24 protein-coding genes and 2 tRNA genes are annotated in these 22,687 nt (G+C 64.8%); 3 read left to right on the top strand and 23 right to left on the bottom strand.

The genetic code is table 11. The features are described from left to right. Nucleotides 1-22: 22 nt before the first annotated feature. From GEMMAAP_RS09935 to GEMMAAP_RS10000, 14 genes are all read right to left on the bottom strand, one after another. Complete coding sequence (locus GEMMAAP_RS09935; RefSeq protein WP_145979083.1) at nucleotides 23-2,485, bottom strand: endonuclease MutS2; 2,463 nt, start codon at nucleotides 2,483-2,485, stop codon at nucleotides 23-25. Between the two features lie 33 nt (nucleotides 2,486-2,518). After that, nucleotides 2,519-2,983, bottom strand: coding sequence for a GatB/YqeY domain-containing protein (locus tag GEMMAAP_RS09940; RefSeq protein WP_053334481.1), 465 nt, complete (start codon nucleotides 2,981-2,983; stop codon nucleotides 2,519-2,521). Beyond that, nucleotides 2,980-3,168, bottom strand: a complete 189-nt coding sequence (rpsU, locus tag GEMMAAP_RS09945; protein WP_026850684.1) for a 30S ribosomal protein S21 — start codon at nucleotides 3,166-3,168, stop codon at nucleotides 2,980-2,982. The genes GEMMAAP_RS09940 and rpsU overlap by 4 nt, the downstream gene beginning before the upstream one ends. A gap of 232 nt (nucleotides 3,169-3,400) precedes the next feature. Continuing rightward, nucleotides 3,401-3,742, bottom strand: coding sequence for a histidine triad nucleotide-binding protein (locus GEMMAAP_RS09950; protein ID WP_026850683.1), 342 nt, complete (start codon nucleotides 3,740-3,742; stop codon nucleotides 3,401-3,403). Continuing rightward, entirely contained in the window at nucleotides 3,739-4,536 is a 798-nt protein-coding gene (locus GEMMAAP_RS09955; RefSeq protein ID WP_026850682.1) for an RsmE family RNA methyltransferase, read from the bottom strand. Before GEMMAAP_RS09955 ends, GEMMAAP_RS09950 begins: the two co-directional genes overlap by 4 nt. Next, on the bottom strand, nucleotides 4,509-5,366 hold the full coding sequence (locus GEMMAAP_RS09960) for a 50S ribosomal protein L11 methyltransferase (RefSeq protein ID WP_053334480.1): 858 nt from the start codon (nucleotides 5,364-5,366) through the stop codon (nucleotides 4,509-4,511). Before GEMMAAP_RS09960 ends, GEMMAAP_RS09955 begins: the two co-directional genes overlap by 28 nt. Further along, entirely contained in the window at nucleotides 5,359-6,492 is a 1,134-nt protein-coding gene (gene dnaJ, locus GEMMAAP_RS09965; protein WP_026850681.1) for a molecular chaperone DnaJ, read from the bottom strand. Before dnaJ ends, GEMMAAP_RS09960 begins: the two co-directional genes overlap by 8 nt. Nucleotides 6,493-6,625: 133 nt before the next feature. Beyond that, on the bottom strand, nucleotides 6,626-7,684 hold the full coding sequence (hrcA, locus tag GEMMAAP_RS09970) for a heat-inducible transcriptional repressor HrcA (RefSeq protein WP_026850680.1): 1,059 nt from the start codon (nucleotides 7,682-7,684) through the stop codon (nucleotides 6,626-6,628). Nucleotides 7,685-7,694: 10 nt separating this feature from the next. Continuing rightward, the gene (gene hemW, locus GEMMAAP_RS09975) at nucleotides 7,695-8,804 is read right to left on the bottom strand and encodes a radical SAM family heme chaperone HemW (protein ID WP_158514805.1); all 1,110 of its coding nucleotides are present in this window, start codon (nucleotides 8,802-8,804) and stop codon (nucleotides 7,695-7,697) included. 68 nt (nucleotides 8,805-8,872) lie between these two features. Continuing rightward, nucleotides 8,873-9,778: a DNA-processing protein DprA gene (dprA, locus tag GEMMAAP_RS09980; RefSeq protein WP_053334478.1), complete on the bottom strand. Its 906-nt coding sequence runs from the start codon at nucleotides 9,776-9,778 to the stop codon at nucleotides 8,873-8,875. Then, a complete protein-coding gene (obgE, locus tag GEMMAAP_RS09985) occupies nucleotides 9,759-10,781 on the bottom strand; it encodes a GTPase ObgE (protein ID WP_026850679.1) in 1,023 nt (340 codons plus the stop codon). Before obgE ends, dprA begins: the two co-directional genes overlap by 20 nt. A 28-nt stretch (nucleotides 10,782-10,809) precedes the next feature. Next, entirely contained in the window at nucleotides 10,810-11,496 is a 687-nt protein-coding gene (locus GEMMAAP_RS09990; protein ID WP_026850678.1) for a carboxymuconolactone decarboxylase family protein, read from the bottom strand. Further along, complete coding sequence (locus GEMMAAP_RS09995) at nucleotides 11,493-12,602, bottom strand: asparaginase (RefSeq protein ID WP_053334477.1); 1,110 nt, start codon at nucleotides 12,600-12,602, stop codon at nucleotides 11,493-11,495. The genes GEMMAAP_RS09990 and GEMMAAP_RS09995 overlap by 4 nt, the downstream gene beginning before the upstream one ends. A gap of 65 nt (nucleotides 12,603-12,667) precedes the next feature. Next, entirely contained in the window at nucleotides 12,668-13,612 is a 945-nt protein-coding gene (locus GEMMAAP_RS10000; RefSeq protein WP_043581633.1) for a DMT family transporter, read from the bottom strand. 34 nt (nucleotides 13,613-13,646) lie between these two features. Here GEMMAAP_RS10000 and rfaE1 point away from each other — a divergent pair, with 34 nt between their 5' ends. From rfaE1 to GEMMAAP_RS10015, 3 genes are all read left to right on the top strand, one after another. Next, nucleotides 13,647-14,657: a D-glycero-beta-D-manno-heptose-7-phosphate kinase gene (gene rfaE1, locus GEMMAAP_RS10005; RefSeq protein ID WP_043581675.1), complete on the top strand. Its 1,011-nt coding sequence runs from the start codon at nucleotides 13,647-13,649 to the stop codon at nucleotides 14,655-14,657. A 92-nt stretch (nucleotides 14,658-14,749) separates the two neighbouring features. Continuing rightward, nucleotides 14,750-14,823, top strand: a tRNA-Ile gene (locus GEMMAAP_RS10010). Nucleotides 14,824-14,954: 131 nt separating this feature from the next. Next, a tRNA-Val gene (locus GEMMAAP_RS10015) sits at nucleotides 14,955-15,028 on the top strand. Nucleotides 15,029-15,096: 68 nt separating this feature from the next. On the opposite strand, the gene hflX is transcribed toward GEMMAAP_RS10015, so the two are convergent. The 9 genes from hflX to GEMMAAP_RS20555 all read right to left on the bottom strand — a co-directional run bounded on the left by hflX (nucleotide 15,097) and on the right by GEMMAAP_RS20555 (nucleotide 22,641). Beyond that, nucleotides 15,097-16,467, bottom strand: coding sequence for a GTPase HflX (hflX, locus tag GEMMAAP_RS10020; RefSeq protein WP_338011331.1), 1,371 nt, complete (start codon nucleotides 16,465-16,467; stop codon nucleotides 15,097-15,099). 30 nt (nucleotides 16,468-16,497) lie between these two features. Then, a complete protein-coding gene (locus tag GEMMAAP_RS10025) occupies nucleotides 16,498-16,977 on the bottom strand; it encodes an LEA/WHy family protein (RefSeq protein WP_043581632.1) in 480 nt (159 codons plus the stop codon). Between the two features lie 2 nt (nucleotides 16,978-16,979). Beyond that, on the bottom strand, nucleotides 16,980-18,401 hold the full coding sequence (locus GEMMAAP_RS10030; protein WP_053334475.1) for a replication-associated recombination protein A: 1,422 nt from the start codon (nucleotides 18,399-18,401) through the stop codon (nucleotides 16,980-16,982). Then, nucleotides 18,398-18,928 (bottom strand): hypothetical protein, encoded by a 531-nt coding sequence (locus tag GEMMAAP_RS10035; RefSeq protein ID WP_026850675.1) that lies wholly within the window; start codon nucleotides 18,926-18,928, stop codon nucleotides 18,398-18,400. Before GEMMAAP_RS10035 ends, GEMMAAP_RS10030 begins: the two co-directional genes overlap by 4 nt. Nucleotides 18,929-18,937: 9 nt before the next feature. Further along, nucleotides 18,938-20,203 (bottom strand): CCA tRNA nucleotidyltransferase, encoded by a 1,266-nt coding sequence (locus tag GEMMAAP_RS10040; protein WP_158514806.1) that lies wholly within the window; start codon nucleotides 20,201-20,203, stop codon nucleotides 18,938-18,940. Between the two features lie 20 nt (nucleotides 20,204-20,223). Beyond that, nucleotides 20,224-20,976, bottom strand: a complete 753-nt coding sequence (locus GEMMAAP_RS10045) for an SDR family NAD(P)-dependent oxidoreductase (RefSeq protein ID WP_026850673.1) — start codon at nucleotides 20,974-20,976, stop codon at nucleotides 20,224-20,226. Further along, complete coding sequence (locus GEMMAAP_RS10050) at nucleotides 20,973-21,560, bottom strand: D-sedoheptulose-7-phosphate isomerase (RefSeq protein WP_202969111.1); 588 nt, start codon at nucleotides 21,558-21,560, stop codon at nucleotides 20,973-20,975. Before GEMMAAP_RS10050 ends, GEMMAAP_RS10045 begins: the two co-directional genes overlap by 4 nt. A gap of 25 nt (nucleotides 21,561-21,585) precedes the next feature. Continuing rightward, complete coding sequence (locus GEMMAAP_RS10055; protein WP_026850671.1) at nucleotides 21,586-22,329, bottom strand: tyrosine-protein phosphatase; 744 nt, start codon at nucleotides 22,327-22,329, stop codon at nucleotides 21,586-21,588. Between the two features lie 87 nt (nucleotides 22,330-22,416). After that, a complete protein-coding gene (locus GEMMAAP_RS20555; RefSeq protein ID WP_158514807.1) occupies nucleotides 22,417-22,641 on the bottom strand; it encodes a hypothetical protein in 225 nt (74 codons plus the stop codon). Nucleotides 22,642-22,687 lie beyond the last annotated feature (46 nt).

The raw sequence follows: 22,687 nt of genomic DNA on the forward strand, positions 1-22,687 counted from the left end.
CCATAGGCTGAATCAACTGCCGTCAGCTCAGTTCTGCCACCGTCACACCGGCCCCACCTTCGTTCCAGGCGCCAAGCCGGAACCCCGTGACCCGTGTGTCCTTCTTCAGCATCTCCCCTACCCGTGCGCGCAACGCCCCCGTTCCCTTCCCGTGGATAATCCGCAACTCGCGCAGGTCATTCCGCACGGCCGCATCCAGCGCCTGCAGGACGAGGTCATCCATTTCGTCCACGCGCATGCCACGCACATCCACCTCACGCACCGGCTCCACTTCGACCATGTCTCCAGACAGGGTCAGCTTGAACGCGGGGGGCGGTGCGGCCTTCGTTCGCGACAATGATGCGAGCGGCACGGTGACCGTCAGCGAGCCCACCACCACCCGGACATCGTTGCCGCGCACCGACACGATGCGCCCCACCTTGTCACCCAGCGTGGAGACCAGCACGGTATCGCCTTCGGCCAATGGCGCCACGCGTGCTGGCGCGACGCCGGGTGTCCGTTGCGCGGTTGCGGGAGTCGTGTCCGTGGGCCTGCCTTGCTGCTTCTGAGTGACACGAGCGCGTTCCTTGGCGGCGCGCTGCTCGACGGCCTCCACGGCTTGCCCTTGCACGGCGGCGGCCTCTTCGACAGACCGTCTGGCGGCGCGCGCCGCCTCATCAAACGCGACCGATTGTTCAGCAGCGCGTGCCCGCACGTCGGCAATGGCACGCTCCACCTGCCCGCGCGCTTCCAGCAGATACTTGCGCGCCTCCTGCCGAGCCACGCGCTCCGCATCACGCTCGCGTTCACGCACCTTGAGTTCGCGGTCGGTCACGGTAGCCACCCGCGACCGCATCTTCTCCTGCTCGCGATCCATGAGCTGTTCGCGCGTCGTCAACGCCGCCTCTCGGGCTTCGACGTCGGCGAGCAGGACCGCCATGTCCCGTTCCCCGTGTGGCAGGCGCTCTTCCGCCCGGGCAATGACCTCTTCCGACAGCTGCAAGCGTCGCGCGATACTCAAGCCATAGCTTCGGCCCGGAACGCCCTTGAGTAACCGATACGTGGGCGCCAACTGCACGGCATCAAACTGCAGTGATGCATTCACGACACCGGGCACTTCAGTGGCCAGCAACTTGAGCTGACCGAGGTGCGTGGTGGAGAGCGTCAGTGTGCCGCGACGCGTGAGCGTTTCCAGAATGGACCCACCCAGCGCGGCGCCCTCGGCCGGATCCGTCCCCGAGCCCAGTTCGTCAATGAGTACCAGAGCATTGGCCGTGGCCGAGCGGAGAATCTCTCCGAGATTTTTGAGATGCGCACTGAACGTGGACAGACTCGCCTCGATGCTCTGCTCATCACCGACATCGGCGAACACGTCATCAAACACGGGCAGACAGCTGGTTGCCCCGACCGGCGCCGGCACCCCCGCCTGCGCCATCATGCACAGCAAGCCGATGGCCTTGAGCAGCACGGTCTTGCCGCCGGTGTTGGGACCGGAAACCAGCAGGGTGCGTTCGTCGGGAGCCAACGCCAAGTCAAAGGGCACGACCGTGGTCCCCTTGGCGAGCAGCAGCGGGTGACGGCCATCGACAATAGCCATGCCATTGGACGGTTCACCGAATGTCAGTGCGCCACAATTGGCCTCAAGGCTGTAGCGCGCGCGGGCGTACAGACTGTCGAGTGCCACCAAGGCATCGAAGGCACCGACAATGGCATCGTGATAGGGATGCAACTGCTCGGTGAGGGCACGCAGCACCCGCTCGACTTCCCGCTGTTCTTCCAGCTCGAGTTCGCGTACCCGATTGCCGAACTCCACGGCAGCGGGCGGTTCGACAAAAATGGTGGCGCCGGTTCCGGAACTGTCGTGCACAATGCCGCCTACGTAGCCTTTGGCTTCGCGGCGCATTGGAATGACCCATCGCCCATTACGCATGGTCACGGACAGATCGCTGACCTGATGATGGGACTCGAGCTTTCCCATCTCGCGCTCCAGCAAACGCACGAGTTCCCCTTCCGTCTGTCGCAATTCCTTGCGCACGCGACGCAGTGTGGGGGACGCATCATCGCGTACGGTGCCATCCTCACTGATGGCCCGCGTAATGGCCTCTTCCTGCGCACGCAGGTCCACCAGCCCCTGTGCGTACGCCGCGAGGAACGCGAGCGTGATGGAGGGTCGGCGCGGGTCACGCAAGGCGTCGCGCATGCGCCGCGAGGAACGGAGCAACATGGCTCCCTGCAGCAGCTCCAGCGCGGTCCAGGTAAGCCCTTCGATGCGCAACCGCTTGAGCGGTTCGCCGAGCTCCGGGATGGGCTCTGTCGGCCAGCCGAGATCGCTCAGAATGAGCGAGCGCACCGCGTTGACGCGGGCATGCTCTGCCTCAATCCACTCGCGATCGACCCGCGGCACGAGGGAGCGTACGGCGGCGGCCCCTGGGGCCGACGACGCCCGTCCGGCCACGTGGGCCAACAGGCGGGGAAACTCGAGAATGCCGAGCGCGTGCGCGTTCATGAAGTCCGGCTTGGTAGCCGGCAACCGCCGGCGTTACGCGCGCGCGAGCTCCTCGCGCGCAATGGCGTTGATCACGCTGCCGTCCACACGCCCCTTGAAGGCCGGCATGACGCGGGCCATGACGGCGCCGATGTTGGCAGCTCCTCCGGCGATGGCGGATTGCACAGCCGCCCGGAGTTCGGCCGGATCCACCTGCGCGGGCAGGTACACTTCAAGCAGGACCACTTCCTGTTGTTCTTTGTCCTGCAGGTCGCTTCGCCCAGCCTTGGCATACATCTCAACCGACTCGCGGCGCTTCTTGATGCCTTTGCGAATCACGTCGATGACGTCGTCGTCGGTCAGCTCCCGACGCAGCTCAATTTCGCGATTCTTGACCTCTGACACGATCATGCCGAGGAGCATCACGCGATCCTTCTGCTGCTCCCGTCGGGCGGCCGCCTGATCACCCTGCAACCGCGCCAGCAGCGTATTGCCGCTGGCGTCCACGGGACTGCTCACCCGTTCCGGGTGCGGCGATTCTTACGGACGGCCGCGTTCATCTTGCGCTTGCGGCGCTCCGACGGCTTTTCGTAATGACGATGCTTGCGCAGGTCGGAGAGGATACCGGCCTTTTCGCACTTCTTCTTGAAGCGCTTGAGCGCACGCTCGAAGTTTTCGTCCTCGTGGATAATGACTTCCGACAAACTGAACCTCGGTTGTGTTCGCGATCAGGATCGCGAAATGTGCTGGGGAATTAACGGAGAGCGAAAGGAGACCCCAAAGGCAGGCCATCCGACCTCACCGGACAGGTACGGAAAAACAAGACAAGGACCCATGGCGGGCCAGCCCATAATGTTAGGCATCCCCACCCCACCGGTCAAGGACTCCGGTGCCAACTAATTGACGATCTGGTGGGCGTTTAGCCCCAGTGTGCCATCACCCCGGGGGCCACGCCATGGAACGCCCCCCCAACACATGCAGGTGGAGGTGGGGCACCGTCTGCCCGCCGTCGGCCCCAATATTGGTCACCACCCGGTATCCCCCCGCGACCAGCCCCTCCGCCGACGCGACGTCCGCCGCCAGCACCATCATGGCGCCCAGCTCGGCGGCATCGGTGGCCTCGGCCAACGACGTCACGTGCCGGCGGGGGATCACCAGAACATGCACCGGGGCCTTTGGATGCAGATCCCGGAACGCCAGCGCCTGCTCGTTGTGCGCCACGATGGTCGCGGGAGTGCTCCCCGCCACGATGCGGCAGAAGATACAGGATTCGTTCATGCGCCCTCCGGCCGGTCGGCGGCAGGATCAAGGTGAGGAGCCCACTGCCGGCCAAAGGCGGTCCGGGCCATGGAAAGGGCCGCGATGGCGGCCGTCTCAAAGCGCAGAATGGTCGGCCCCAGGCTGACCCGCCGAAACCCGGCGCCTTCGAGCTGAGCCAGCTCATCCCGTTCGAGGCCGCCTTCGGGGCCGACCGCGATGACCAGCGGTTGCCCGAGGACGGCGGCGTCCGGTCCCACCAGCGGCGCGCCGGCTGGGTCGAGCACCACCCGATCCCCAGGGGGGGCTGCGAGCACGGCCCGTTCCAGATTGGCCTCGGGAAACGGCTGTGGCAGCCAGGCCCCTTCTGATTGTGCTAGTGCCCCTTCCATCCGCGCCCGGACCTTGGCCTGGAAACTCACCCCTTCTCCCCGAGGTGATACACTGCGCGACCGACGCCACAACACCGGTCGCCAGCTCGTCGCGCCCAACTCAGAGGCCTTTTCCGCCAACCAGAGCATGCGATCCCGGTCGGCCACCGGGACCAGCAGGTGGACCGGGGGCAACGGAAGGACCCGTTCCACCGCCGTGACCTCCACCTGCGCCTGTGACTTGGTCAGGAGGACCAGTTGTCCGGCGCCAATGCCTCCCTGCCCGTCCCGCAGCCCCACCACGGCTCCGGCGCCAAGCCGAAGCACGCGAATGTGCCGCACTGCGGCATCATCCAGCATGACGGTGCTACCGACGTCAAAGGACGCCGCCGTGACGAACTGCGGCCGACCAGCGGCTACGCCTTCGCGATCGACACCGACCACCAGATGTCCTCCGCGTCTTCTTCCAGAATCGTCCAGCCGTGCACCGACAGCACCTCGATCATCGTGGGACGCTCCTCGAGAAGGATGCCACTGAGAATCGCACTGCCGCCTTCGCGCAATGAGGCGCCGATGACCGGCATCAATTCGATGAGCACCGAGGAGATGATGTTGGCGAGGATGATGTCCACTGGAGCGACCAGCGGCAGCACGGCCCCGGCATCGGCCTCAAACACATGCACCTGCCCGGCCACCCCATTGCGCTGAACGTTCTGTTCGGCGTCGGGGATCGCATCGCCGTCCAACTCGATGGCATACACACGTGCCGCACCGAGCTTGGCCGCCGCAATCGCCAGCACCGCGCTGCCGGCTCCCAGGTCGGCGACGACCTGCCCAGCGGCAAGGCGATTGGGGAGCAGGCGGACCACGCCGCGGGTCGTGGGATGCTCGCCAGTCCCAAACGCCATTCCGGGCTCAATCACGATCGTGACGGCGGGATCCATCCCCTCCGCCAACCAGGGCGGCGTCACGGTCAATGGTCCCAGCTGGTGGGAGGTAATGCGCGATTTCCACGCCTCACTCCAGTCGACGTCGGGAACCGGAGCGGTTTCAATCACCGCCTGCTCGTCGGCCTCGGTCACGATCCGATGAACGGCCTCCAGATCAGTACCCGGGGGAAAGTGCGTCACCAACGAGGTGCCGTCCTCGTGTACCCCTTGTGCCCCGGCCTCGAACAACGCGGCCATACACGCCTCGCGAGCACCGCTCGCGCGGTCTGGCCGCACCCGCACACTGATCCACTTCTCCGTGGGGCCCCGCAAGGAATCAGGCACCCAGCGCTTCCTTCATCTTGGACCAGAATCCCTTTTCCCGGCGGTCCGGCGCCTGGCCCTGCATGGTGCCCAACCGCTCGATGAGTTGCTTCTCCTCACCCTCCACGGTCTGGGGGGTCCACAGCTGCACCTTGATATGCAGATCACCGGTGCCGGATGCATTGACCCGCGGAAGCCCTCGCCCACGCAGGTGAAAGACCGTACCACTTTGGGTACCTGCCGGCACGCGGAGTGACAACTCACCGGTGAGCCCGGGAACCGTGACATCCGCGCCGAACACCAGTTGCGAGTAGGTGACCAGCGTTTCGCAGAACAGATCTTCGCCGTCCCGGTCAAACCGTTCATCGTCGTCCACCTCGAAGACCACCAGCACATCGCCACGCGTACCGCCGCGGGGACCAATGTTACCCGCACCACGCAGCGTCATGTACTGACCAGTGGCGACGCCAGGTGGGACCTGGATCTTGAGCGTCCGTTCGGCCCGCGTCCGCCCCTCGCCACGGCACTTCTTGCAGGGCGATGACACCACCACGCCTTCACCCGCGCAGGTGGGGCATGGTGCCACCGATACGAACTGACCGAAAAACGAGCGCTGGGCGCGCCGCACTTCTCCAGCGCCTCCACAGGTTCCGCAACTCTGGGGCTTCGTCCCGGGCTCGGCGCCCGATCCTTCACATTTGTCGCAGGCTTCCAGCACCTTGAGCACGACGGTTTTTTCCACGCCAGTCGCGACTTCCGTCAGCGTGAGGGGTAACGGCAGCTTGATGTCGGACCCGCTGCGTGGACCCGATCGACGACCGCCGGCCGCGGCCCCAAACAGATCACCAAAACCGCCGAAATCACGCATGAAGATGTTCAGCGCATCGGACAGATCCACGTGCTCGTAGGCGGATTGCCCACCACCACCACGCAATCCGGCCTCCCCGTAGCGATCGTAAGCGGCGCGCTTCTGCGGGTCACGAAGCACATCGTACGCCTCCGTGATCGTTTTGAACTTCTCTTCGGCTTCCTTCGAACCGCCGTTACGGTCGGGGTGCCACTGCATCGCAAGGCGACGATACGCCTTTTTGATGTCGTCATCGGACGCGTCGCGCGGTACGCTGAGGACCGCGTAAAAGTCAGCCATAAGAATCTGATGCGAGTGCTACGAATGCCTGGGAACCCGCGCCCATGGTGCAGCAGGGCGCAGGGACGCTGAAGGAAGCTGGAAAGCTAACGCAGCCGGGGCCCTCGGGGGGACCCGGATGCATCGTGGAGCGCTAGCAGAGCAGGTCAGAGACCAGCCGAGACGTGTGTTCCACGAGGGCAATCACCTTGTCGTAGGGCATGCGGGTGGGGCCGATGACCCCGATGACGCCACTCAGGCTCCCGACCTGGTATTCCGCCGTGACGACCGTGAACGGCTCAAGACGGGGGTCGCCGTGCTCATTGCCAATGGTGATGGAAATCCCCGGGCCGCCGGACCGGGCGCCCAGCAAAGTCCCCAACTGCTGGCGGGTTTCCGTCAGTTCAATCAGCTGCCGCAACCGCTCGCCACTGGCAAACTCCGGCTTGTCGGCCAGCAACGACGGCTGTCCGAGCACCACCGTATCGAGGGGGTCGGTCGCCGCCCGTCCAAACACCTGCTCCCCTTCCTGCACAAAGATGTTCAGCAGCTCCGCCGCTTCCGGCGTGGTGGCAACATCGCGCAGGCGCGATGCCAACGAGGTGCGCACCTGATCGAGCGTCAGCCCGGCCAGCCGCTCGTTCAGGACAATGGTCACCCCAATCAACGCTTCGTCGGCAATGATCCCGGGCACTTCCACAAAAATCGTACGGACGGCGCCGCCGCTGAGACTGAGCACCATGAGCAGCCGATCGGACGAGACACGAACCAGCTCCACCTGCCGCAACGTGGCGCGGTCGAGGCGGGGGCCAAGCGCAACCCCCAGCTCCTGGGTAAGCACCCCCAGCGACTGCGCGGCCCGCCGCAAAATGGTTTCGATGGCCGAGCCCCCGCCCTGAATGTCGGCCTCCAGGCGACGGCGATCCTCGCCCGAAAGGGGATCGACCCGGATCAGTGAATCGACATACGTCCGGTACGCCTTATCGGTAGGGATGCGCCCTGCGGAGGTGTGCGGATGGAAGAGAAATCCCTTTTCTTCGAGATCACTCATGGTGTTTCGAATCGTGGCGGGCGAGATGCCGAGGCCGAAGCGACGAGACAGCGTGCGCGAGCCGGCGGGTTCCGCCGTTGCGACATAGCTGTGAATCACCGCCTCCAGTACCTGCCGCTCCCGCTCGGAGAGCTCTCCGCCGTGCACCATGTCGCGTCCCATGAGTGGTAGCCTACGAACCGCTGCGAAACGCTGTCAAGTCTGCGGCCAGTGCATCAAGCCGCATCCACCCCTGTGCCGTACACACAACCCGGCGTGCATCGGCGTCGCGGTGGACGGTGATCCACCCGGCCCGTTCCCACTCGGCCATGTGCGCCAGTTCACACTCGCTCACGAAAAGCCCGTCATGGGTCCGCAGTCCAAGATACACTCCCTCGGCGATCCGGTTCTCGTCGGTCAGCACTTCCTCACCGCCCACCGGATCCTGCAAGTCACGCACGGCGCGATCCCAGGCGGCGTATGCCTCCACGTTCCAGCGCCGCGCTACGCCATCGTAGCCGTGCGCTGACGGCCCCAGTCCAAGGTACGGAACGCCGCGCCAGTAGGCGCTGTTGTGCCGGGCGCGTCGTCCCGGACGCGCAAAATTTGACACTTCGTAGTGCTCGAACCCCGCCGCCTGTAACCGCTCATGGGCGGCCAGGAACTCCCGTTCGTACCGCTCCTCGGAGGCTTCGGATTCCTGCCCACGCGCATGCCACCGCCCGAGAGGCGTGTGCGGTTCCACGGTCAGGCCGTAGAGTGAAACATGATCCGGCTGGAGAGCAATCACCCGCTCAAGATCCACGTTCCACTGACGCGCCAGTCGATCCGGTGTGGCAAAAATGAGATCGAGGGAGAACGCGTCAATGCCGCCGGCACGCGCGGCAGCGATGGCCCGCTCAGCACCCGCCGCATCGTGTACCCGGTGCATCCACGACAACACCAGGTCATCAAAACTCTGCACACCGATACTCAAGCGATTGATGCCAGCCTCGCGCCACGCCTCAACCGCCGAAGGGGTAATGTCTTCGGGATTGGCTTCCAGTGTGACTTCGGCGTTATCCGCGAGCATAACGTGTTGACGCAGCGCATCCAGCATCGCCTGCACGCCATCCGGGCCCAGACGCGACGGTGTCCCACCGCCGAAATACAAGGTGCTCAACGGTCCGGTCACGTCCTGCACCTGGCGGATGCTACACTCGCGATGAATGGCGGCCGCGTATTCCCGCCATGGCACCTGTCGCCGGACGGCGATCGAGAAATCGCAATAGCTGCACCGGCGCGCACAAAACGGGACGTGCACATACAAATGTTCGTAGCGGGACGACAACGCCTGCAACGGTACGCGGAGTGGTTTCCTGGAGTCCGCGTTCATCCGAGTCCAACAGCGGGGCGCGGCTGTCCGGCCGCATCGAAGGTCACCAGCCCATCAATTTCGAGTAACGCCAGAATGGACGAGATCTGACGAGGCGACAATGCGGTGTGGCGTGCCATGGCGTTCACGTCGGTGACGCCATGCTGCAAGGCGTCCCAGCACAGGGCCGCATCCCCTTCCAGGCAAATGCCAACCGACGGAGACGCGGACATGCGCAAGAGAGCGAGCACATCGTCTGGCTGACACACCGGTTCTGCATGGTGGAGCTTGAGGAGCGCGTTGCTCCCCCGTCCGTTTGGCGAGTCGATGGGGTGCGGCACTACCGCCAGCGTACGGCCAAGCTCTTGCGCGTAGCGCGCCGTATTCAAGGCACCACTGCTCTCGGGCGCCTCTACCACCACGGTGATGTCGGCTAATGCGGCAATCAGCCGGTTTCGCAGCGGGAACGAGCCCCCGTGCCCGGTGTCCCCCGGGCCCAGTTCACTCATCACGAGACCATCGCGGGCAATGCGTTCCTGCAGGGTGCGATGAGCACGCGGGTAGTACTGATCGATACCGGTGCCGAGGACAGCAACCGTCCGCCCGTGGGCATCGAGGGCGGCCTCATGCGCCGCCGCATCAATCCCGCGGGCCAGTCCGCTCACCACGCAGACGCCGGCGCGGGCGCACGCGGTGCTGATTGCCTTCGCCACCCGCAAGCCGTAGCCAGTGGCAAGCCGCGTACCGACAATGGCCACCGCCGGTGGCTCCCCGATGGCCATGGTACCGCGTACCCATAACTGGCGTGGTGCCTGCGCGAGGTCACGTAATCGCGCGGGATACCCCTGGTCGTCGGGCGTGAGGCAGCGCGCGTCGCTGGAACCGGCGCCCGCGTGGTCGTAATCAGGGGAGAAGCTGGGCATCCTGCTCCGGCTTCAGCGCTTCGGCACGCATGGCCAGAATCTGGCGCCACCAGCCGTCCAGCATGGTATCGAGCCCCATGCGTCCCGCACCGCTGATGGCATACATCGCGAAGGCACCCTTGGCGTCGATTTCCGGGATATAGTGCTCGCCCAGCAAGTCGAGCTTGGAGAACACCACGCAGAACGGCTTCTTCGCCAGTTCGTCAGAGTACGCGGCAATTTCGTGGCGCAGCTGATCGAATTCCGCTTGCCAGTCGAGGGCATCAATGGGGATGAGGAACGCAAGCAGGCGGGTGCGTTCAATGTGCCGCAGGAACTGCAACCCGAGCCCCTTTCCTTCGTGGGCGCCTTCAATGATGCCGGGAATATCGGCGACCACGAACGAGCGGTGGTCGCTGAGCGGCACCACGCCGAGGTTTGGTGACAGGGTGGTGAACGGATAGTCGCCGATCTTCGGGCGCGCGGCGGAAATCACCGACAGCAAGGTGCTCTTCCCCGCGTTTGGCTGGCCGACGAGTCCGACATCGGCAATGAGCTTGAGTTCAAACTCCAGCTTGCGAACCTGCCCGTCTTCCCCGGGCTGCCATTCGCGAGGCGCCTGGTGGGTGGCGGTCACGAAGAACGCATTGCCTTTGCCACCACGACCGCCCTTGGCGACGGTGAGCAGATCGCCGTGCTCCATGACTTCGCCAACCAGTTCACCGGAATCGGCGTCACGGATGATCGTGCCCGGAGGCACAGGCATGACGATGTCTTCGCCGGAACGACCGGTCCGGTTCGAGCCTTCTCCGTGCTGTCCGCGCTCCGCCTTCCACGCATCCCGATAGGTGTAATCGAGCAACGTGGTGAGGTTGCGGTCGGCTTGCACGATAACGTCGCCGCCGCGCCCACCGTCGCCACCATCCGGCCCGCCCATGGCCACATACTTTTCGCGGCGGAACGAGGTCTGGCCGGAGCCACCGGTGCCGGCTTCTACTTTTACGAGTACGCGATCGACGAACATAAGACGCTCTAGACTCTCTTGAAGAAATTCACTTCCCGAGCACGCGCGCCCAGAGCCCCTGATAGCGACGAACATCATCGGCATCGAGGAGGGGCGCGACGACGTCCAACGCGGCGGTGACCGTCCTTTCCGACGCCCCCGCGTGTAACGCCCCGTGCAAATGGGAATGCAGCTGACGATCCTGCTTGGCAATGGCACAGGCGGCCACCACACACAACTCCCGCCGGGCCAGATCCAGCGGCGCCCGGGACAACACCTTTCCGTACCCTTCTTCCACCATCCAGCGGTCGAGCGCCGGGTGCAGATCGTGAATATTCACACGGAGCCGATCGTAGAACCGTCCGTATACGGTGGCACACGTGGCTTCGCCCTTTGCCTGCCGCTCCTGCGGGTCGTCCACTCCGAACGCATCCTGTGCCGGTGCCTTCGACCCACTGATACGGCGCCATTCACGCGCGGAGTTGAGGGCCCGAGGAAAACCGGCAAAGAGATACGTCTGCAGGATGACCTCTTCCACCCAGACGGTCCGCACTGTGCCAGCGGCATCGGTCAGCGCGGCGCGCATCTGCGCCTCACTGCCGCCCGCCAGCACCGCAGCGAGATAGACCAACGCAGCCGTCTCCACATCCAACGATGACAGAATAGCGTCAGGCGCCGTCGGTACTGTCATCGATTCGTCGGCCGTTGGTTCCTGCGAACGCACGTGGTCACTCATGCCGGAAATTCCATCCGATCGCCGACATCGGCACGGCCAACCCGCACGACGCCCACCGGCTCGCCCCGCGTATTGCGCACCGCTCGCTGCATGTGTTCTCGCAGGGCGTCAGGCAATGGCGACGGGAGCGCGTCGTAGGCGGCCAGCAGTGCCAACACCGCGGGATACTGCGCACGGGGGGCGCCGTCCTCCACTTTGAGCGCAAAGCCGATTCCCCGATCGACGATCGCAAACGTGTGCACGCCTTCCGCGCCAATTTTGCAAAGCACATTCCCACCGCACGCTTCCATCAGCACGGTGTCGAACCGATCGGTCCCACCGACCAGAAACGGATGCGCCGTCATGGCGCTCACGACGCGGCGACTGGCGGCATCTCCCTCCGCGGCAGCGCGGACCAGCCGCGCGTACGACAGCGCCATGTTGGCCAGCGGGAGAGAGAACACGGAGACGCCACAGCCATCGACTCCAACACCGATGGCGGTCGGATCCACCCCACTCCATTGCGCCACGGCCGACAGGCAGTCCTGCTGTACCGCATGCATGGGACGTTCGTACCCTACCGTAGACGCTCCCGTTTGCGCCGCACGCGCCAGCATCGCCGCATGCTTCCCCGAGCAGTTGTTGTGCAGACGGGTGAGACGTTGCCCGGTCTCCCGGGCCAGGCGGGCGCCACGACTGGCCAGTGGCTCGTGCGGGCCACAGGCGAGATCGCCTTCCTCGAGGCCAAGCCGTGCGAGCATGCGCGTGGCCACCTCCACATGCTCCGGCTCACCGCCGTGCGACGCGCAGGCCAAAGCGAGCTCTTCCACTCCCCACCCGAGGGACTCAAAACCGCCGCTCCGCAGCAGCGGCATGACCTGAAATGGTTTGGCGCACGAGCGCCACCACACTTGCAGCTCGGGGTCGCGAGCGGCATCCAACAGCACGCCATCGGCGGACACGACCGCGGCGTGCACGCGATGCAGCGACTCGACCGTCCCCCCACGTGAGACCACCACGTCGAGGCTGCGCGTCTGGGAAGGCGGGCCGAACCCATTGCCCACATGGTGCGCAGCGGGCAGGTTGGCACCGCTCGTCGGCTTGGCGAAAGAGTCAGGAATCCACACCCGCAAAAGATAACCCGGCCGAGCCAGTCACCGGCTTCCCGGCGGTCAAAAACCCGGGGCGCGGCCTATTTCCGTGCCGCCAGCACCACGCCGGTCAGCACCAGGGCCCCGCCGACGATCGTGCCCCACCCTGGGACCTCGGCAATTCCTGGCAGCAGGGCCGCCAGGAGGGTCGCGCCAATGGGCTCCCCCAGAGTGGTGAGGTTCACGATAAAGGCTGGCAGGTGGCCCAACGCCCAGATCATCCCGGTGTGCCCCAGCAACATGGGACCCAGCGCCAGCCCGGCGAAAATGGCCATTTCACGTGGCGGCTGAGGTGTGAGGGGCTTGCCCGCGAGCTGCGTGAGCACGAGACAGACGACGAACGCGGCACCGTAGACGAGCGCCACGTAGGGCCATAATCCCAGATGCTGCCGGATACGGCGACCGATCAGGTAATAGCCTGCGGCGCTTACCCCACCCAACAACGCCAGGGCATTGCCAAACAAGGCTCGGGAGCTGCCGCTACCGCCAGTCCCCAGTAACGCCGGCCCAATGGCAGCCACTCCTCCCGGGACATCGGCCACGCCAACCACCAAGGCTCCCACAACCGCCAACACGATGCCCAGCCATTGCCCACGTGACGGCGACTCATGGAGCCACAGCACACTCACGATGGCAATGATGACCGGCTGCAGATTTACCAGCGACACGGACGCGGCCACCGTCGTATAGCGGAGCGACGCGTTCCATGACCAGAAGTGAATGGCCAGCATGACACCGGCCCCGAGCGCAAACAGATACTCGCGACGATCAAGGCTGCGCCACTCCCGCCACCCGCCACCGACCGCCAGGGCCGCCGCCACGATGATCATCGAGAAACCGAGCCGCCACGTCGCAATGACGAGAGGATCAGCGGCGGACAGGCGAATCAGCGGAGCGGCGAACGAAATACCCACGACCGACACCGCCAGCACCAGCAGGGGCGATGTCCGTGCGCGAGCGGCGGGAACGGCGTCGGGGGATGTCATCACGATCAAGCTACTGATTGTTTAGCTTTAGCGCATGACGCCAATCATCACTCGCGCCCGGCTCGAGGCGCTTCTGACGGCCGCACGCGATCAGCATGTGGTCATCGTGGGCGATGCCATGCTCGACGTGTACCTCCGCGGCGATGTGGACCGTATCTCGCCGGAAGCGCCGGTGCCCGTCGTTCGCGTCCGCGATCGTAAACTGGCACTGGGCGGGGCGGCCAACGTGGCGCAGAACGTCGCGGCCCTTGGCGCCGGCTGCGATCTGGTGGCAGTGGTCGGCCATGACGCGGCCGGTTCAACACTGCGGGACCATCTCGATGCCGGCGGCATGCAATCCCGGTCGCTGGTCACCGTGGCTCGTCCGACAACCACCAAGACGCGCGTCATGGCCAGATCGCAGCAACTGGTTCGGTTTGACGAAGAAGACGACGCCGATCTTGACGCCACCGATGTGGAACGTGTACTGGCGGCCATCGAACGGACCTTGCCGCAGGCCACTGCCCTCGTCTTCGAGGACTACAACAAGGGCGTGCTGGTTCCGGCGGTCATCGAAGGGGCCATCGCGTTGGCACGCAGCCGCTCGTTGCCCATCGTGGTCGATCCGAAATTCCGGAATTTCTTCGCCTACCGGGGCGCGACCGTCTTCAAACCGAATCGGCGTGAACTGGAGAGTGCCCTCGGCGCGGCGGTGGACCTCGATCACCCCGCGGCGCTGCCGGAAACGTTCGCGCGGCTGGGCGTCGAACACCTGCTGCTCACGCTTGGCGAACGCGGGATGGCGTTGGTGTCAGCCGACGGCGTCGTGCATCGGGTCCCAACGACAGCACGCGAGGTGTACGATGTGGTCGGTGCGGGCGACACCGTCACCGCCTATCTGGCCACCATGCTGGCTGCCGGGGCGAACACGCTTGAGGCAGCCATCGTGGCCAACTACGCCGCAGGGGTGGAAGTCGGCAAACTCGGCGCCGCCACGGTGTCCCCGGACGAAGTACTCGAAGCCTATGATGCGCATCATGCGGATGGGGCTTTGTTGTCCGCCTAGCGACAACGGGGGGCGAAAGGGACTGGCGCCAGTGCGCCCATCGCCCGAAACTACAGTGGTGCAGTGAACGGTCGTGGTCACATGACCGGTACGGTCCGGTAGCTTAGTCGGTTAAAGCAGTCGACTCATAATCGATCGATCGTGGGTTCAAGTCCCACCCGGACCATTCGCGCCCCGACCCCAGCGGTTGGGGCGCGTTTTTTCTCTGTTTTGCGGGCGGGGGCTTCCCACACCCGAGTTGCACCGTTACGTTTTCGATCCGTCAGGTGCTGGTCGCCTGCGGCGAAACATGGTGTCGGGCGCGTAGCTCAGCTGGTTAGAGCGCTGCTTTCACACAGCAGAGGTCCGGGGTTCGAGTCCCTGCGCGCCCATACGGAACGGCCGGTGATCTGACGATCACCGGCCGTTTGCGTTGTGCCCACCAGCAAGCCCGCGCGATTTATGGCAACGGGACAGCAGCGACGTTAGGGGACGTGGAACGCGTGACCCCCTGCGTAACGATGACCCGCACCCCGGACTGCCGAAGCCGTCCAATCGTGCGTTCGTCGAGCCGCGCGCGAAGCACGATGACATCGTCGTCGGCGCGCTGATCCAGCACCTCTCCATCCCGATGCACTTCGGCGATCAGTCGCCCATTGGCGGCCGGGATATGGACCTCGAGAATGGGGCGCTGATTGCGCATGCTGTGCAACAACGTCGCCTTGAGGCCGTCGAGCCCACCCGGCTCCAGGGCAGACACGAACAGCGAATTCGGCATCAGATTGGCCACGCGCTCGCGAACCGACGAGGCATCCTCGGCGGATATCGCATCCATCTTGTTCATCACGTAGGTGAGTGGTCGCTCGGACAATCCCAGGTCATTCAGGACGCCGTCCACGACGTCACGTTGTTCCTCCCACGCCGGATGACTGGAGTCGATCACGTGCAACAGCAGATCCGCTTCGCGAGCTTCTGAAAGTGTGGCCCGGAATGATGCCACCAGATGGTGAGGCAACTTGCGAATGAAACCCACGGTATCCGTCAACAACACCGTATAGCCATCACCGACTTCCACTTCACGCGTCAATGGATCGAGCGTGGCAAACAGTCGATCTTCGACAAACACATCGGAATCGTTGGCCATGCTGCGCAGGATGGACGATTTCCCGGCGTTGGTGTACCCGACCAGCGCCACCCGGAAATGAGTGTGCCGCCCCTGGCGCTGCACCTCGCGCGCCCGCTCGACGTCGGCCAGTCGTTCTTTGAGAATGCGGATGCGATGCTGAATGAGTCGGCGATCCGTTTCCAGCTGCGTTTCACCTGGACCACGCATACCGATACCACCTCGCATCTTCTCAAGGTGGGTCCACATCCGCGTGAGGCGAGGCAACAGGTACTCCAGCTGCGCCAACTCCACCTGCATTCTCGCTTCGTTCGAGCGGGCCCGCGTGGCAAAGATGTCGAGAATGAGCTCGGCACGATCCATCACGCGCGTATTGACGATCAACTCGACATTCTTTCCCTGTGCCGGGGACAGCTCGTCATCGAAGATGACCAGGGTCGCGCCCAGTTCCTTGATGCGCTCCTTGAGTTCCTCGACCTTGCCGCTGCCGAGGTACGTGCCCGGATGCGGTCGATCAAGTTGCTGCGTGAGCGTACCCACGACCTGTGCCCCCGCCGTGTCGGCCAGACGCGCCAGTTCCTGAAGGTGCTCATCGACAAAATGCTTCGCTGAGCTCCGCTTGAACGGCGCACTGACCAGAATGGCCCGTTCGACGGGCAGCGTGAGATTGATTGGCTCGCGACTGATGAGAATCGACCTGCGTTGAATGTCTCGAAAATGCCGTAAATGGCGGCGGGACTATTTCGCGCCCGCCACGGAGGAGTAGCGTCCCGTTTGATCATACGGACGGGTGAAGTTGCCGAGCGGCGTGGCGACCGTAAAATCGCCACGTACCCGGTAGTTCACCGTGCCCGATTGAATCAGGGCGCGTCCGGCAGCCCCAAGACCGGCATACGTGAACCGGATCGGCAGTTTGACCAGCGAGGAATCCTTCTCGGGGACCACAAAGCGACTGTCGAGCGCCCCTTCTCCCAGTTTGATCGAATCGACGTCCACCTGATAGGTCATCTTGAGGGCGTCGAGTTTGTATCCGTTGGGATTATAGACCGACAGCACGACATCCACGCTGCCGCCCGAGAGCCCGAGGCCGGTGATGTTGAACTCCCGCAACCTCACATCCGGCTCCTTGAATGTCGCCCGCCCAAGAGCGGCACAGCCAACAGCGCCGGTGGCGACGACAGCCACTACCACGGCGGTCACCATTCGTTTCATGCGCATGCTCACGCGTTTTCTCCAGAGGTTGTCGTTGGGGTCTGACCGTCGGCGGTCGCTGCTGAACTGTTCGTACCCGAGGATGCCACCGGTGGTCCCCCGCGTTCTGCCCACCACGCCAACCGCTGCGCGATGCGCTTCTCCTCCCCGAACGGACCGGGGTGATAATACGTTTGCCCCTCCAGCTGATCCGGCAGGTAGGCCTGCGCCACGAAGGCACCCGGGAAATCGTGTGGATACTGATACGGCACACGCCGTGCCTCATCGGCGCGCAGGTGCATTTCCGAATTCAGCAGGTGGGCCGGGACTGGTACCGCGGGCGTGCCCTGCGCCGCCTGTTGCGCGGCCTGCCACGCCAGATAGAGCCGATTGGATTTCGGGGCGGTTGCGCAGTAGACCGTCGCCTGAGCGACCGCGCGCTCCCCTTCAGCAGGGCCAAGGCGACGGTAGGCCTCCCAGGAGGCCATCACCACCGGAAGGGCTTCGGGATCGGCGAGGCCGATGTCTTCGGTAGCGATGGCGGCCAGCCGTCGCAGGAAGATCTGCGCGTCTTCACCGGCCAACAGTGCCCTGGCCAGCCAGTACAGGGCCGCATGCGGCTCCGAGCCTCGGCAGGACTTATGAAAGGCCGAAAGGATGGCATGGCGATCGATGTCCACGCGATCGTAGGCGACGACGCGTAGCCCCATGGCGGCGGATAGGGCCTCGATGGTGATGGCCGCCCCATCCGCCAACGTCGTCGCGACCGCTTCCAGTGCACCAAGGGCCCGGCGGGCGTCGCCATCACTTTGCTCACCGAGCCAGCGAACGGTATCCGGGTGCGCCTGCAACGCGCGCGCGCCAAGCCCCCTGGCCGCATCGGTCATCGCTCTCACGACCACCTGCACGACATCCTCGGTCACCAGTGGGCGGAGCGCGTAGACCCGACAGCGGGAGAGGAGTGCACCCACCACCGCAAATGCCGGCACTTCGGTGGTTGCTCCACAGAGCGAAATCACTCCACTCTCCACATGCGGCAACAACGCATCCTGCTGCGATTTCGCCCAACGATGGATTTCGTCCACGACCACAAGGGTGCGACGCCCGTCAAAGTTCAGGCGCCGCTCAGCATCCGCCACGATCTCACGCAGTCGCGGGATCCCATCCGTCACCGCATTCAGAATCACGACGGTCTGTTGCGTATAGCGCCCAATCAGACTGGCGATGGTGGTCTTTCCCGTTCCGCTCGGGCCGGTGAGAATCACACTGCCAATGGTGCCGTTCCGAATGGCATCCCCCAGCGGACGGCCCGGGGCCAGCAAATGCTGCTGCCCCACCACGTCCTCAAGCCGATCCGGGCGCAGGCGCGCGGCCAATGGTTCGGCCTTGCCGGCACCGCCAAAGAGAGACGGCCCCTCACCCTCACTGCCCTTCCCCGCGCCTTTGCTCATACGGTGACTTCCGCGAGGCCCAGCCGCTCGGCCGCCGTTTGCAAGGCCTGCTCAAGCTGGGATTCTGGACGCAAGGTACTACGTGATGGGATCCACGTGGGCCGTGGCGGGACCTCCCGCTCTACGAGGCCCAGCCCATCCAACAGGAAGCCCCATCGATCCGTTCGCGCGTAAATCACCAGCAGCATTTCCGGGGTCAGCGACAGCTGATCGTTCCCGGTACCCACCGTGAGTTCAACGCCACCATAAGCCGACAACGGGAGGCGCAGACGGCCCATGGTTTCGCGGACATCGGGAAGCGCGAGCAGCGATCCCGTCCAGGTCCGCGCCGTGCGAACATCGTGCAGGCGAACATCGACCGCCGGATCGAGATAGGCGCTGAGCGCATGCCACAAATCCACCACGCGCTCCGAGGAGGCCCCGACCTTCGTCGTGGTGAAACCCTCGTGCGACGTCATCACAAACCAATCGGTCGCGTCCCGAAAACGATGTCGGCCCGCCTGGGCGAGACTGGTGAGTTCACTCATGGCGACGCGTTACGCGGGGTGTGCGGCGAGCGACAGCAGTGTCTCCCGCGTATTGCACGCGGGATCGTCAATGACCGCATCCAGCAAACGCTGCAGCGTCTGCCCAAGATGCGGACCGGCCGCGATTCCTGCGCGTCGGAGGTCATCACCATCCACCGCCAGATCCGCCACCTCGATAGCCTCGTTGAACGCGATCCGCAGGAGCTGTCGATACAACGCACGCACGGTGCGGGGCTCCACCCGTCGGTCGTCGGTTGCCCAGCGCGCCGCGCACAGACGCAGAAAGGCTGCAACCCGCAGTCGCCCCACGGCCGCTGCCAGACGGCGCAGATCGGCGCCGGACGGCGCGGATCCTGACGCCAACTGGTCGCCAAGCGAAGCACCAAAACGCGCATACCGGTCAACGAGCACCGACACCGTGGTGATGTCCTGATTGGAAAAGCGCAACGCCCGCATGGCCTGCTCCGCCGCCTTTCCATCGTGACCGCTAAAGAGCGCGGCAAACCGCAGCGGCTTCCGTAACGGTCTCGTGGAGAGCCCCGGCACCGGCAAGGCATCGACCGCGCGCAACAGGCTGTCTGGCGCGTCGGCGAGGGTGGGCACCAGCGAGGCAAAAGCGCCGCTCTCCCGCCAGCGGGCCAACGCGTCGGAAGGGCGCACCACCTGTTCCATGGTTTTGTCCAGTTCCTGCTTGACCCGTTCCGGAGACAACCGGGTGAGGAACGGTGCGCTGGCGACAATGGCCAACCACGTCGCCTCCTCAATCGCGAAATCAAAACGTGCGGCAAAGCGGATCGCCCGTAATGCACGCAGGCGGTCTTCGCGCATGCGTGCGTCGGCGTTCCCGACGGCGCGGACCACCCCTCGCTGCAGATCGGCCTGCCCCTCAAAGGGATCACGCAGGACCCGGGCAATGGGGTCGTAGGCAATCGCATTGATGGTGAAATCACGCCGCGCGAGATCTTCATCAAGGGAGGCCCCAAACTCCACTTCTGCATGGCGGCCGTCGGTGCGAACATCATGCCTGAACGTGGTGACCTCGTGCATGCGCCCATCCCGATCGAGCACGCCGATGGTGCCGAACTCAATACCGACGGGCACCGTCCGCTTGAACAGGCGACGGACCTCCGGCGGCGTGGCCGATGTGGCCAGATCCCAGTCCAGGTGCGCCAGCCCCAAGAGCGCATCGCGCACGGCACCGCCAACACACCACGCCTCAAAGCCCGCGTTCTGCAACGTCCGCGCGACTTCAATGACCTGGCCCGGTGGCCGCAAGGCGGGCACCTGGAGGGGGGTTATCCGCAGAGCACGCTCCCGCCATTCACGTTCAGAATTTCGCCCGTGACATGCCGCGCCAGCGGACTGGCGAGGAACAGGACCGGTCCGGCAATGTCCATGGGGCTCGCCACACGTCCCAGCGGGATATTGGCTTCAATTCGACCACGATCGGCCGCGAAGGGGCGGATGACGGCTTCCGTATCCACCCACCCGGGGGCGACGCTGTTCACCGTGATATCATGCGAACCCAGTTCCACCGCCAGCGATTTCACGAACGAAATCATCGCCCCCTTGGAGGCGGCATAATCGGCATGCCCGGCTTCGCCGCGCTGACCCGCAGTACTGGAGATGAACACCAGCCGTCCACCATTCGGCATGTGCCGCACAGCCGCTCGAGCGCCGAAGAACATGCCGTCGAGATTGGTGGCCAGCGTGTGGTGCCATCGCTCATCATCGAGCGCACTCACCGGCACGGGTACGTCTGGCCAGACCCCGGAGTTGCCAACGAAGATATCCACGTGACCGAAGTGCTCCACAGCCATCGCCACGAACGCATCATTGGCTTCGCGTGTAGCCAGATCGCCTTTGTACGCAAAGGCCTGTACGCCCATGTCCGTCAGTTCCCGGACAAGCGCCTGTGCTTCTTCGTCTCGGGACCGATACGCAATCCCCACATCCACACCAGCCTGAGCCAGCAGCCGCGCACAGGCCGCGCCGATACCGCGAGCCCCACCCGTCACCAGCGCTTTCTTCCCAGTGAGATTGATCATAGCGTCGCCTCGATGGCATCACAGATGGCGTGCTGAATGCACAGGTGAATTTCCTGCGCCCGGTCGGTCCGCGAGGTTGGAACCACTAGACATAAATCCGCCCGGTCCTTGAGCGCGCCGCCATCCTTGGCACTCAAGGCCAGCACAGGAATGCCCTTGGCGCGCGCAGCATCCGCCGCCAGCAAGACGTTCGGGGAATTGCCGCTGGTGGAATGGATGATGAGGAGATCCCCCGCCTTCCCGATGGCCTCGATCTGTCGTTCGAAGATATGATCGAATCCGAAGTCGTTGCCGGTCGCCGTGATCAACGACGTGTCTGTGGTGAGCGCGATGGCGGGATACGCCCGACGGTTACGCATGTATCGCACCACGTACTCCGTGGCCATATGCTGCGCGTCAGCCGCCGAGCCGCCGTTGCCGCAGAACAGGAGCGTCCCCCCTCGGGACACGGTGTCCTGCACCATGCGCAGCGCCTGGCCAATTTCCTGTTCCAGCTGAGCGGCAGCACGTTCCGCGGTGGTGGCCAATTCACGGAGAGCGCCCAGCAAGGGCGCCACGGCGGGGGAAGTTTCGCGGGTCATCATGATTGGAAGAAAGGACCGGTCAGCCTCATCGACCGAATAACCGCTTGACGCGCTCCATGAGTCCGGCCTTGAGCGGCGGCACCGGCAGCGGGTCTTCATCGCGCAATACGCAGTCGGCGTTGGCAAACGTGAGCAGGTGGACTTGTTCATCCGCACCACGTTCCAACAGCCATTCGCGCGCGCTTGCCAACGAGCGAGCGTCGCCATGGTTATCCGAGGCCAGGATATCGATGAGTCCCTCGCTCAACATGTTTCGCGCCAAATCTGCCGGCACACCACGTCCCATGAGGACCGACGCATCGGTCTGGATGACGACGCCCATTCTCCGCCACTCCCGGACGGCATCGAGCGTGCAGCCGAAATATCGCTCCGGATGTGCCAGCACCGGGGTGCGTCCGGCGCGGGCGATCCGACGAAGCTCGCTACTGGCCCCTCGTGGGAGGCCGCCCCGCGTGAATTCCACGAGAAGCGCCCGGGACTGCCCCAACGCCAGATGCGGCGCGCTCAGATCCACGTTGGGACTATCGAGCATGATCTCCCACCCCAGTTGCAACGCCAGCCCCGCCGGCGCCCGCTGCTGCAACTGGGCAAAGAGCTCGCGATGGCGTTCGATCGGTGCGTGCGCGGACTGGCTGGCGTTCAGGTGCGGTGTGCAGACAAGCGTGGTGACGCCCTGCGCCGCAAACCGTTCCAGCACTGGCAGTGACACGTCGAACGAGGGAGAACCATCGTCCACACCAGGCAACAGGTGCGTGTGGATATCAATCATGCGTCCTCCCTGGCCAGACCGTGCGCGCGTCGGCGCGCCACGCTGCAGCCCGCACGAGCAAGCCTGGCGCGACGCGACATGCGCCGGTCACCCCTTGAGTGCTTCAGGCAATGCCGCGATGCGCGCCATGGCACGCGCGGCCCGCTCTTCCAGTCGCGCGGGATCGTCCGCTGCCGCCTGGAAGGCGTAAGTGATGAGCGCATCCACCGCCAACAGATCGAGCGCCGTGGCGCGCGACGTGGAGCCTGAGGCCAGGAGTTCATCCAACAACTGCTCCCCAGCCTCCAGGCACGCTTCCGGAACCTCAGCCACAGGACGGGCTGCCGACGCACTAACCAACGTGCTCAGCCGACGGTGG

The organism is Gemmatimonas phototrophica, assembly GCF_000695095.2.
Classification (GTDB): Bacteria; Gemmatimonadota; Gemmatimonadetes; order Gemmatimonadales; family Gemmatimonadaceae; genus Gemmatimonas; species Gemmatimonas phototrophica.